Raw genomic sequence first — 12,877 nt, 5'->3', positions numbered from 1 at the left:
ATAACATCCTTATTTAATTTACTAAAATATTTCTATATGAACAATAAAAATTTAAACATAATACAATATCTATATGAACGTAATTTAATAGCTCAAATTACAGATAAAAAATCATTGATTGAAATATTAAAATCAAAATCAATAACTTTATATTGTGGATTTGATCCAACATCTGATAGTCTACATATAGGACACTTAGTTCCACTATTATGTTTAAGACAATTTCAGATATTTGGACATCGCCCTATAATTCTAATAGGAGGAGGGACTGGATTAATAGGAGATCCAAGTTTTAAAAAATCAAATCGAAACATCAATTTAATTGATACAGTACAAAAATGGTCAGAAAAAATAAAACATCAAATTTCTCTATTTATAGATTGTTCTTGTAACCCACATCCACAAGCTTGTATAGTTAATAATTATGATTGGTTATCTTCTATCTCGTTCCTAACATTTTTAAGAGATATTGGAAAATTTTTTTCTGTAAACAAAATGATTAATAAAGACTCTATAAAACAAAGATTACAAAAAAAAAATTATGGCATCTCTTATTCTGAATTTTCCTATAATTTGTTACAAAGTTACGATTTTGTTCATTTATATAAAAAATACGACGCAATACTACAAATCGGAGGTTCTGATCAATGGGGAAATATTGTTTCAGGCATCGATTTAGTACATCGAATGTATAAAAGCACTGTCTACGGACTTACTGTACCTTTACTCATTAAATCTGATAATATTAAATTTGGAAAAACAGAAAAAAATACAATATGGCTAGATGGAAAAAAAACTAGTCCTTATAAATTTTATCAATATTGGATTAACTCTTCTGATAAAGAGGTATATCATTTTCTTAATATCTTTACCAATATAGATGCAAATACAATTAACAAATTAAAACAAGAAGATAATATTAGTAATACAAAACCACAAGCTCAAACTATATTAGCAGAAAATATTACCCGATTGGTTCATGGAAAAGAAGGACTAAAAACTGCTCAAAATATTACTAATAATCTTTTCACAGGACAAACACATAAACTAACTTTAAATGACTTCAAACAATTATTACAAGATGGCGTGCCGTCTGTACTACTCAAGCTAGGCATTACATTACAACAAGCACTGGTAGAATCTAACTTAGCATCCTCCCGATCACAAGCACGAAAATTAATTATGTCTAACAGCATTACTATAAACTCAAAAAAACAATTAAAAACAGAATATGTGTTTAATGCTTCTGATAAATTATATGATCGTTTTACCTTGTTAAAGCGCGGAAAAAAACACTATTGTTTAATCAAATGGGAATAAAATTCCTATAATAATAATGCATTAATATGTGACCAAATTTTTATTTTTAACAAAAATATAAAAATCTATACCTCATCATTCAATAATATTTTTAATGACATATGTTTCTATCACACATAAATTATATTTTTTCCTTAAATTCACACAAATCTTTAATTACACAAATCCTGCAATTTGGACGCTTAGCTTTACAAATATTTCTACCATGCAACATTAACCACTGATGACAATTATTTTTAAATTCTTTTGGAACCACTGACAACAATTTCTTTTCTACAGACAAAACATTCTTTCCTGAAGCAAAACAACTACGATTACAAAATCTAAAAACATGTGTATCCACTGCAATTGTAGGCCGGCCAAAAATCACATTTAAAATAATATTAGCAGTTTTGCGCCCAACTCCAGGTAAAGATTCCAATTCAACGCGACTTGATGGTAATGTGCTGCTATAATTTTCTACTAACAAATGACAAGTTTCAATAATATTTTTGGCTTTAGTGTTAAATAAACCAATAGATTTAATATAATTTTTTACCCCATCCAAACCAAGTCGTAACATACCCTTTGGGGTATTAGCTACTTGAAACAACCTCTTCGTTGCTTTATTAACTTGAATATCACTTGTTTTAGCTGAAAGTAATACCGAAACTAACAATTCAAACTCTGATCGATAAATTAATTCAATAACTGGGTAGGTATTATTATCTCGTAATTTACACAAAATTTGATAACGTTTAATTTGATTCATTAATAAAACTTCATTTTTCTATATTATTTTATACAGCAATACATAATACCTACTATTAATTAGATCTTATCTATTATCACCATACAAAAAATCATAGTTTTTATAATATTTTAGAGGAGTTAATCATATTTTTAGGGCAAACCCACGCATCAAATTGTTTTTCATCCAAATAGCCTAATTGCAACGCAGATTCTTTTAAACTTAACCCTTCTAAATGTGCTTTTTTAGCAATTTCAGCTGCTTTATCATATCCAATGTAAGGATTCAATGCAGTAACCAACATAAGAGAACTATCAAGTAATTCTAAAATGCGTTGATGATTTGGCTGAATTCCTATAACACAATATCTATGAAAGCTATCTATACCATCTGATAGCAACCGTACCGATTGTAGAAAATTATATATAATTAATGGTCTATATACATTCAACTCAAGATGTCCGGATGATCCACCAATGTTTATACTAACATCATTCCCCATAACTTGAGCACATAACATAGTCATAGATTCACATTGGGTTGGATTAACTTTACCGGGCATAATCGAACTACCTGGCTCATTTGCAGGAATACTTAATTCACCTATACCACATCTAGGACCAGAAGATAATAAACGTACATCATTAGCAATTTTCATCATAGAAACTGCTAAACCTTTTAAAGAACCATGACTATGTACCAATGCATCGCACGTTGATAACGATTCAAATTTATTTGGTGAACTGATAAAATTATATTTAGTAATAAGTGATAAAACATCAGCAATACGTTCAGCATATTCCGGATGAGTGTTAATACCTGTACCTACTGCCGTACCTCCTAACGCTAACTCACATAAATGAGGAATGGTAACTTCTATATGATCTATACTATGCCTTAGCATAGATACCCAAGCAGAAATTTCTTGCCCCAAAGTCAACGGGGTAGCATCTTGAAGATGAGTACGCCCTATTTTAATAATATCATTAAATTCCACAGACTTATCAATCAATGTTTTTTGTAACATTTTCACTTTAGGTATTAATTTTTCATTTAAATTCACTACTGCTGCGATATGCATTGCACTAGGAAAAACATCGTTTGAACTTTGACTTTTATTGACATGATCATTTGGATGAATAAATTTGTTATTTACATTTTGTTCATTATTCAATAATTCGTTAGATCGATTAGCCAAAACCTCATTCATATTCATATTGCTTTGCGTTCCGGATCCGGTTTGCCAAACAGATATTGGAAACTCACCTTTATGTATTCCAGACAATACCTCATCTGCAGCTTGCATAATTGCTCGAGCTCGTTTACAATCTAATAGCCCTAAATCATAATTTACTTGTGCTGCTGCACGTTTAATTTGTGCTAATGCATTTATTAATGAAAGAGGCATTTTTTCATTAGAAATATTAAAATATTTCAATGCACGTTGTGTTTGCGCTCCCCATAACCGATTATTTGACACTAATACTGTACCAAATATATCTTTCTCTATTCGTACCGTCATAATAGTAGTAGTAGTAATTTTTAACTATAAAACTCATCAATTTATTTATTTTTATTAATATCAAAAATATATACTAATTTTTACATTATATAAATTATTAATGGTATTATTTCTAGGTTTAGATTCTAAAACTAAATTTTATTAATTTAATAAATTCAAGTATATTGTTGACTTATTTAAAATAATAAAATTGAGATGTAAATACAGGATACATTATTTGTATACATAAATACACCAATTAATATAAAAAGCTAAATATGTTAATATTTATCATACTAGGAGTAGTATTACAAGCGCTTGTATATAACGAAATCGCTTGGTGCGACATACTCAAAAACCGTACTAAATTTAATATTAATGATAATATATTTCAAGTTGATTCATATCAACAAAAAATGAAACTATATGCATATGATGATCACAAACATAATACTCTAAACATTTATCCCTATACAATAGGCAAACCAAATGTTCGTAGTCATTACAACTATATATCCCCATTTTCTTCTACCTATGGATCTAAAATACAATTACAAAATGATTCAATAAACGTATTTCATTCATTTCGAGTACAAAATAATATATATCAAGAAAATCTATCCTTTATGCAATTAGGAATACATAACCTTTTATCAAAACAGATTTTAAATTTTGGGGGAGGAAAGAGACATCTATATAACAACAAACATGCTATTGGATGCAATACCTTATATCATTGCCCTATTTCTAATCAAAGCAACCAACCATGCTCAATTAATTTCGGTGTAGAATATTGGCTGCATAATACATTATTCATGTTAAGTAATTATTACAATTTAGATAATATTTTTACTTCTAAAAAATCATTACAACAATATGATATAAAAAACCCAAATAGTGGTTATCAAATGCATATTCAAATTAAATTTCCATATTTTTTAGCATTTACTGGTAAAATAAAATTAGAACGACTTCTTTATGACAAAAAATATGAAAAAATTTTTAATACAAAAAATAATGACTACTATTTATCATTAGATTTAAACTATAAACCTATTCCCATATTAGGTTTTAATATAAATAATATTTTTATAAACAAGAAATATTGTAATACTGCTTGTCAAATATTAATTGATTACCAATTTGGAACTCCTATTTCAGAACAAATACAGTACACAAATAAAAACAATAACATGTCCTTATTGAAATATCTTGACACTATAATACAACCATTTATACCTACTGTAGTTCAATACAATAATTGCATATTTCTAAATAATCATAATAATAAAAAACCATTATCATGTACTCAACAAATAACAGGTTATCCTGGAGAAATTAAAATAATTGAAACTAACGATAATAATGATAAATACGAGCAATGGAATTTTAATTTATTGCAAAATCAAGGAGGTAATATTATCCCAATAACAAGTAATACCTATGCGCTTTATTTACCTAACCATCCTATTACTAGAGAAGACGACATTTTTATTTCATATATTACTAATACAACTAAAAATAATGATCAGCAACAAAAAAAGCAAAATATACACATATTGGTGAAAAATTTTTACCAAAATAAACTATCCAGCGCACAACAAAATCATATCTCCTCTGCTATTACTACTAATAATGACTCTGGAATCAATGTTACAGAAAATTCAATCAAATATTCACCAACAATACACAAAAATGATCATCATAACTTCAAAGATAATAATATATCAATTCCCTATCCCATTATAAATGACGATATTGCAACAGAAAAAACTCAAAATATTGATAAGGTAAAAGATGATTTTGTATTTCCAGCACCTCCTCCCCCTCCAATTCCTGTTCTGTTTTCAGAAAAACAACCAACAACAACAATGGCATCTTCTACACCAAATGATACATTGTTATCATCTCCATCTTGCTCAATTCCTTTTAATAAGAAACATCAAACTTATTCTTCAAGCCATGATGAATATCAAATAACACATGATAATTATTTTCCGGAATATCCTAATATTGAATTTAATGCAAATGATGATTTATCACAGCGTTTGTCAATACACAAAAAATCCAAATTTTCTTTAATAGGAACCACTGAACATATAAATAAACTTGAAAATGTCATATCAGAACGCAAAAAAAATAAACTCCCTAGTAGCGATATGGAACAAATATTTTTAAAATTAAATCTTAACCAATCTTCATCATCTATTAGCGAGGATTGTGATACAGACGATAGTAATGATAGCTTTAATTCCAAATATTAAAATCTATTCAGTATATATTAAAAATTGCTGGACTAATTTTATTTTTAAAAATTTTAAATCTAAATTATTGACATCGTACAAAATTATCAACATCTATTATTTACATATTGATAATGTTCAATTTAATATCTTAAAAAGATTATTATGATTTTAATGTTTGATTCCTAACCAAATAGAAGAAATATTAGTATAAAGTCCAAATAAATTTAAAGCCCTTGCCACAGTGTAACGCACAATATCATCTATAGTTTTTGGATGTACATAATATGCAGGAACAGGTGGCATAATTACTGCTCCAAATTCTGTTAATTTAACCATTGTACGCAAATGTCCCAAATGTAGTGGAGTTTCCCTAATCATTAACACTAATCTGCGCTTTTCTTTTAACGTTACATCTGCAACACGACTAATCAACGATGACGATATTCCCGAACTAATTTCTGACATAGTCTTTATAGAACATGGAGCAATTAACATACCTAAAGTTGGATATGATCCACTTGCAACTGATGCTCCCATATCTTGTGGAAAATGAACAACGTCTGCTAATTCATATATAGCTTGTTTATTCATCTTCAGTTCTTGCTGTAATGTAATCAATGCATTTCTAGTAATAATAAGATGAGATTCTACATTTAGATTACATTCTTTTAACATAGTTAACGCACGAACCCCATAAATACCTCCAGATGCTCCTGATATTCCTACCACCAAACGTAATTGGCGCTGCATGATTATTTATACTCCATACCAATTCAAATGAACATACTAATCATTTTTAATAATGAAGTACTATATAATATTTAATATTTTTTAACATTATCATTAATAAAAACTACTCATATATTTTATAAAATCTCATGTCCATACTAAAAATATATATCTTTATATTTACTATTATTAATAGTATTAGTTTTTAACTAAGATATCAGCAATAATATGGAAACAAAAATAATAAATAGAACACTTAAAATATTTACTCATAATACTAATAATTTAAAGCATATCTTATTGTATAATTAACGCACAATATGATTGTGCGTTAATTATAAGAAAAAGTTTATTTAATTATTTTTAAATAACATATTAACACGTCTCAATGATTCTGGGGTATCTACGCTAATATTAAACACATTATCAATTACAGATACATATATTTTTTCACCATGCCATAATACTCTAAGCTGTTCAAGCTGTTCGAGTTGTTCTAATGGACTTTTAGTCCATTCAATATAATGATACAGAAAATTAACTTGATACGAATAAATACCGATATGACGTAATAAAATTCTAGATGGCCTACTATCTGAATAATTATCAAAGTACCCCCGATTCCATGGAATCATAGAACGAGAAAAATAAAGAGCATTGTTATTCATATTTATAACAACTTTAACGACATTATCATCACATGCTTCTTCTAAAGAATTCAACGATGTTGCTAAAGTCGCCATACCAGTAGTAAGTTTAACCGAATTCAAAGTATTAGCAACTTTACGAATCATAATAGGGGAAATTAAAGGTTCATCTCCTTGAAGATGTACAATAATTTGATTGTCTGGAAATTTATAATTAATGGCTACTTCTGCAAGACGCTCCGTTCCTGACTGATGATCAGAACGCGTTAAATATACTTCTCCTTCAGATTGTTCCGATTCAACTGCTTGCGCTATAAGAACACTATCAGTAGCAATAATTACTTTATCAGCACCAGAATCTAAAGCTCTTTCCATAACACGAACAATCATAGGTTTTCCGTGAATATCTGCTAAAGCTTTCCCTGGAAAACGTGTCGAAAACAATCGGACAGGTATAATTACTACAAAATTCATTTTGGGTCCTTTTGTGGCATAATATTACGAGCATCTTTTTTTAAAAGAACAGGAATTCCTTTCCGAATCGGAAAAGCTAAGTTATCAATGTTACATATTAATTCTTTTTGTTCTAAATCAAAGTATAATTTTGAATAACATATAGGACATACAATTATATTTAATAACTGATATCTCATCATAATATAATGAACCCGCCAAATATTAATTTTTTCACACGTTTACATATCTTTATCACATACATTCATTCTATAAATACAAAATAACTCACTCCATTACGACAATTTACATCACTAAATCAAAAATACATTTACATCACCAATACATAATAAATTCGTTTAATTCCAATACATAGTAACCATATTGTTGATAAATGCCTATGGTTACTATGTATTGGAATTAAAGTCTTTATAACACCTAATTTTATCCTCCACTGAATATAATAAATTGTCTGTATCTATTTTATTTATTTTAACCTCCATACGTACATACCACCAATTATTATGAGCAAAATCTAAGCATTTAACTGCATCTTTTTCAGTCATTAATAATATTTCATCTTTTTTCGTCAAGGACGTTAGCATTTTTTCGTAATATATCTGATGATCAGAAAACGAAACTGTTCTAACAGGAATAACGCCATAATTTTGTAAAGTACAAAAAAACTGTGTAGGATATCCAATTCCTGCTATAGCCACAACATTACTCAAAAAATTAAGAGGTCTACTTTCTCCTGTTAACATATTTACTACAATACTAGGATATAATTGCATTAATACCTCTCCAGAAAGAGTATCTTCTTTTGATCCATTTGCAATAATTGCTTGTACTGTATGTAGTCTGTTCATTCGCTCACGCATAGGACCTGCTGGCAACCAACAACCATTTCCAAATCGAAGTAAACTATTAACTACTACCCATTCTATGTCTCTAAAGAGTGCATAATGTTGCAGTCCATCATCACTTATTATGATATCTAATTTTTGTATTCGTAATAACGCAGCAACTGCGTCAGCACGTTTTGGAGAAACCGCTACTAAAACTCCAGTACGCTTCCAAATCAGCATAGGTTCATCCCCACACTCATTACTGTGAGTATTTATATTAATAACAATTGGATAATTATTCGATTTACCTTTATAGCCTCGTGAAACAACTCCAACCTTCCAACCACGATGCTGTAACTGTTCTACTAACCATAATACCATTGGAGTTTTCCCATTTCCTCCAATTGTTACATTTCCTATAATTACTATTGGTACTGAAAATCTATACACTTTACGCCATCCATACTGATAACTAATACGATTAAGCGTACTTACTAACCCATATAACCAAGAAAATGGTAGCAAAAATAAATAACACAATGATGATTTAAACCAAATACAAGCAAACATTAAGAAAATTGTAATCTATATAATTGAGCATAAATTCCTTGTTGACGTATTAAAACTTCATGCACACCACGTTCTATAATATAACCATTTTCAATCACCAATATTTCATCTGCATTTTCAATAGTAGATAAACGATGTGCTATAACCAATGATGTTCTATTTTTTTTTAACGCATCAAGTGATTTATAAATAACATACTCTGATTCAGAATCTAAAGCAGAAGTAGCTTCATCAAAAATTAAAATCGGGCAATCTCTTAATAAAGCACGTGCAATAGCGATACGTTGACGTTGTCCGCTGGATAACAAAATCCCATTCTCTCCTACAATAGTGTCCAATCCATTTTTCATTTTAGAAATAAAATCCATAGCACATGCCATACTAGCTGCAGTTTCAATAGATTCTCTAGAATAAATATTTTTACGCGCATACGCTATATTATTAGCTATAGTATCATTAAATAAATGAACATGTTGAGATACTATAGCTATTTGATTACGTAAAGAAGAGAGTTTATAATCATTTAAATTAAAACCATCAAGCAATATACACCCTTTATCTATATCATAAAAACGAGTTAACAAATTTACGATAGTAGATTTTCCAGAACCAGACCGCCCCACTAAAGCAACTGTTTTTCCTGCTTCAATAGTAAAATTAATTTTATAAAGAGATGGTGTGCTTTTATCAGGATAAAAAAATGTAACATTATCAAAAACAATATGTCCATTTACTCGTTTAATATTAAGCGTACCTTGATCTTTTTCTGTCTCTAAATCCAAGATGGAAAATAAAGTTTGACAAGCCGCCATTCCACGCTGAAATTGAGCGCTAACATTAGTTAAAGATTTTAATGGCTTCATCAATACTATCATAGATGAAAAAATAACAGTAATCGTTCCAGCAGTAAGCATTTCCATAACACTTGGAATACTCGCTGCATACAGTACGCACGCTAATGCTAATGATGCAACAAATTGGATCAATGGATCAAAAATGGATGAAGTCTGTACCATCTTCATACTTTGCTGTCTCATGCAATTACTTACATGATTAAACCTATCTTTTTCTGTATGTTGCCCTCCAAAAACCAACACTTCTTTATGTCCTTTAAGCATCTGTTCAGCGCTACTAGTTAATTGACCCATAGCGCTTTGCATCTTTTTACTGATTGCTCTGAATCTAGAAGAAACAAATTTAATAGTGATAGATACTATTGGAGCAATTAATACCAAAATTAATGATAATTGCCAACTATAATAAAACATCATGATACACAAACCAATAATAGACGCCCCTTCTCGAATAACAGTGATCAAAGCTCCAGAAGAAGAAGAAGCAACTTGATCAGAATCATAAGTAATTCTAGACACCAACGTACCAGTAGATTGTTTTACAAAAAAAGAGACTGGCATATTCATAATATGCTTAAACAATGCACGTCTCATCTGCATTACTACCTTTCCAGATACCCAGGATATGCAATAAGTAGATGCAAACCCACTAAACCCACGAATGCTCATCAATCCAACTAAAGCTAATGGCATCCATATGAATACATCTTTATTAGCTCTTCCAAATCCATCATCAAGTAAAGGTTTTAATAAGGCTAACATTAAAGCATCACTTGTTGCGTTTAAAATCAAAGTAATAGTCGCAACAACCAACCCTACTCTAAAAGGAAAAATTATTGGCCAAAGACGACGAAAGGTTTTCCAAGTAGAAGAATAATTTTTATTGTACTGCGACATTTATGTCCCTGAAACCAGAGTTTATTTTTTACTAAAACATACAAATAAATATTACTTAATACAACTATAGATATAACACAGTTTAAAATTTATCAAATATCTTCAGTATAAACTCTTACAAAATACACCATTCTAAAACACAAATACTACCATATCTATACACATTTATTACTTCCTATTAAATAATTTTACTTTAATTATACAAAATATATATATACAAATATTTTATATATATAACTACAATTTCATTTATTTTTTTATTTATTATTTACTGACATATTCCTTGGTATGACATATCAATAAATTAACATACATACATACATAAAAACTAACAATATAGTAATTATTCACTTTTAGTTGCTGCTTTAAATGCCTCTACCATAACATTAGAAAAATTTTTTTCTTTCTCTTTTCTATGATTACCAATAATATTTATTTCTGATTGTTTATTTACATCACGTATATTATATTCAGATAAAGTAACTATTCTATTTTTTCGATCTACTCCATCTAATACTGCTTGTATATCATTTCCTACATGCAATGACGTATACATTCTCTTATCAATTGACTTATTATGTGATACATCAGTCATACATAAATAACCAATTACAGCATCATCACCTAATATTACAGTGATCCCCTTTTCATCTATAGAACTTATTCTTCCAGATACTATGCTCCCTTTTTTATGAGTAACCAAATAGGTATTTAAAGGATCTTCTGTTAATTGTTTAATACCTAAAGAAATACGTTCCCGTTCAGCATCTACTTGTAGAACTACAGCCATTATGTCATCGCCTTTTTTATACTTATTTACAGCTTCTTCATTTGATAAATACCAAGAAATATCAGAAAGATGCACTAATCCATCAATACCTCCTTCTAATCCTATAAAAATACCAAAATCAGTAATCGATTTTATCTTCCCCATCACTCGATCACCTCTATTATATATCTCTGAAAACTTCTGCCATGGATTAACTTTACATTGTTTTAATCCCAAAGAAATTCTTCGGCGTTCCTCATCAATATTTAATACTATTACTTCAACAGATTCCCCTATCGTTACTACTTTAGAAGGATGAATATTTTTATTAGTCCAATCCATTTCAGATACATGCACTAATCCTTCTACTCCGCCCTCAATTTCAATAAAACACCCATAATCAGTTAAATTCGTTACTTTTCCTATCAGTTTATTTCCTTCCTGATAACGTTTAATAATTTCTGTCCATGGATCTGCACTTAATTGCTTCAGGCCTAAAGATACACGAATGCGTTCTCGATCAAATTTTAATACTTTGACAATAATTTCATCTCCAACATTTACTATATCGCTAGGATGTTTAACACGTTTCCACGCCATATCAGTAATATGCAGTAATCCATCCACTCCTCCTAGATCAATAAAAGCACCATAATCGGTTAAATTTTTAACTATTCCTTTAATTTCTATTCCTTCATGTAATTTATTTAATAATTGATCGCGTTCAACACTATTTTCAGATTCAATCACAGCACGACGAGACACTACAACATTATTACGTTTATGATCTAATTTAATTACTTTAAATTCAAACTCTTGTCCTTCTAAAAATGAAGTATCACGTATTGGTTTAACATCTACTAAAGAACCAGGTAAAAATGCACGTACTCCATTTACTTCAACAGTAAACCCTCCTTTTACTTTACCGTTAATAATTCCCGTAACGGTGGTCATTTCTTGATATGCTTGTTCTAATAATAACCAAGATTCATAACGTTTGGCTTTTTCACGAGATAACACAGTCTCTCCAAACCCATCTTCTACCGCATCCAATGTAACATCAACATGATCACCAACTGAAACTTCTAATTCTCCTTGAGAATTATAAAATTGCTCGATAGGAATAGCAGATTCTGATTTTAATCCTGCATCGACTAACACAATATCTTTAGAAATAGAAACGACAACTCCATGAACAATAGATCCAGGACAGGTTTCTATTTTTTTTAAAGATTCTTCAAATAGCTGAGCAAATGATTCTGTCATCTTTATAATCTTCAATTTTTAATTAACATCCGTCATATATCCATACC

The 12,877-nt window shown here is 29.3% G+C and carries 10 protein-coding genes; 2 read left to right on the top strand and 8 right to left on the bottom strand.

What is annotated here, in order from left to right; all coding sequences use genetic code 11:
- Nucleotides 1-36: 36 nt before the first annotated feature.
- Complete coding sequence (tyrS, locus tag QMA81_00130) at nt 37-1,320, top strand: tyrosine--tRNA ligase (GenBank protein ID WHL24755.1); 1,284 nt, start codon at nt 37-39, stop codon at nt 1,318-1,320.
- Between the two features lie 121 nt (nt 1,321-1,441).
- Here tyrS and nth read toward each other — a convergent pair whose 3' ends face one another.
- Both nth and fumC read right to left on the bottom strand, forming a co-directional pair.
- Nucleotides 1,442-2,071, bottom strand: a complete 630-nt coding sequence (gene nth / locus QMA81_00125; GenBank protein WHL24754.1) for an endonuclease III — start codon at nt 2,069-2,071, stop codon at nt 1,442-1,444.
- A 100-nt stretch (nt 2,072-2,171) separates the two neighbouring features.
- Nucleotides 2,172-3,572 carry a class II fumarate hydratase gene (fumC, locus tag QMA81_00120; GenBank protein ID WHL24753.1) on the bottom strand — a complete coding sequence of 467 codons (1,401 nt, stop codon included), beginning with the start codon at nt 3,570-3,572 and terminating at the stop codon, nt 2,172-2,174.
- A 257-nt stretch (nt 3,573-3,829) separates the two neighbouring features.
- On the opposite strand from fumC, the gene QMA81_00115 reads away from it, so the two are divergent.
- The gene (locus QMA81_00115; GenBank protein ID WHL24752.1) at nt 3,830-5,815 is read left to right on the top strand and encodes an inverse autotransporter beta domain-containing protein; all 1,986 of its coding nucleotides are present in this window, start codon (nt 3,830-3,832) and stop codon (nt 5,813-5,815) included.
- 150 nt (nt 5,816-5,965) lie between these two features.
- Here QMA81_00115 and QMA81_00110 read toward each other — a convergent pair whose 3' ends face one another.
- The 6 genes from QMA81_00110 to rpsA form a co-directional block, all read right to left on the bottom strand.
- Nucleotides 5,966-6,547 carry a UbiX family flavin prenyltransferase gene (locus tag QMA81_00110; protein WHL24751.1) on the bottom strand — a complete coding sequence of 194 codons (582 nt, stop codon included), beginning with the start codon at nt 6,545-6,547 and terminating at the stop codon, nt 5,966-5,968.
- Between the two features lie 332 nt (nt 6,548-6,879).
- Nucleotides 6,880-7,647, bottom strand: a complete 768-nt coding sequence (gene kdsB / locus QMA81_00105) for a 3-deoxy-manno-octulosonate cytidylyltransferase (GenBank protein WHL24750.1) — start codon at nt 7,645-7,647, stop codon at nt 6,880-6,882.
- Nucleotides 7,644-7,826 carry a Trm112 family protein gene (locus tag QMA81_00100; protein WHL25286.1) on the bottom strand — a complete coding sequence of 61 codons (183 nt, stop codon included), beginning with the start codon at nt 7,824-7,826 and terminating at the stop codon, nt 7,644-7,646. Before QMA81_00100 ends, kdsB begins: the two co-directional genes overlap by 4 nt.
- Nucleotides 7,827-8,033: 207 nt before the next feature.
- Nucleotides 8,034-9,044: a tetraacyldisaccharide 4'-kinase gene (gene lpxK / locus QMA81_00095; GenBank protein WHL24749.1), complete on the bottom strand. Its 1,011-nt coding sequence runs from the start codon at nt 9,042-9,044 to the stop codon at nt 8,034-8,036.
- Nucleotides 9,044-10,795: a lipid A ABC transporter ATP-binding protein/permease MsbA gene (gene msbA, locus QMA81_00090; protein WHL24748.1), complete on the bottom strand. Its 1,752-nt coding sequence runs from the start codon at nt 10,793-10,795 to the stop codon at nt 9,044-9,046. Before msbA ends, lpxK begins: the two co-directional genes overlap by 1 nt.
- Nucleotides 10,796-11,138: 343 nt before the next feature.
- Nucleotides 11,139-12,830 carry a 30S ribosomal protein S1 gene (gene rpsA / locus QMA81_00085; GenBank protein ID WHL24747.1) on the bottom strand — a complete coding sequence of 564 codons (1,692 nt, stop codon included), beginning with the start codon at nt 12,828-12,830 and terminating at the stop codon, nt 11,139-11,141.
- Nucleotides 12,831-12,877: the final 47 nt, after the last annotated feature.

The sequence above is a fragment of the Candidatus Blochmannia vicinus genome (genome assembly GCA_030020825.1).
GTDB lineage: Bacteria > Pseudomonadota > Gammaproteobacteria > Enterobacterales > Enterobacteriaceae > Blochmanniella > Blochmanniella vicinus_A.
The sequence above is the reverse complement of the archived record's forward strand: the minus strand, read 5'-3'. Positions and strand labels throughout refer to the sequence as shown.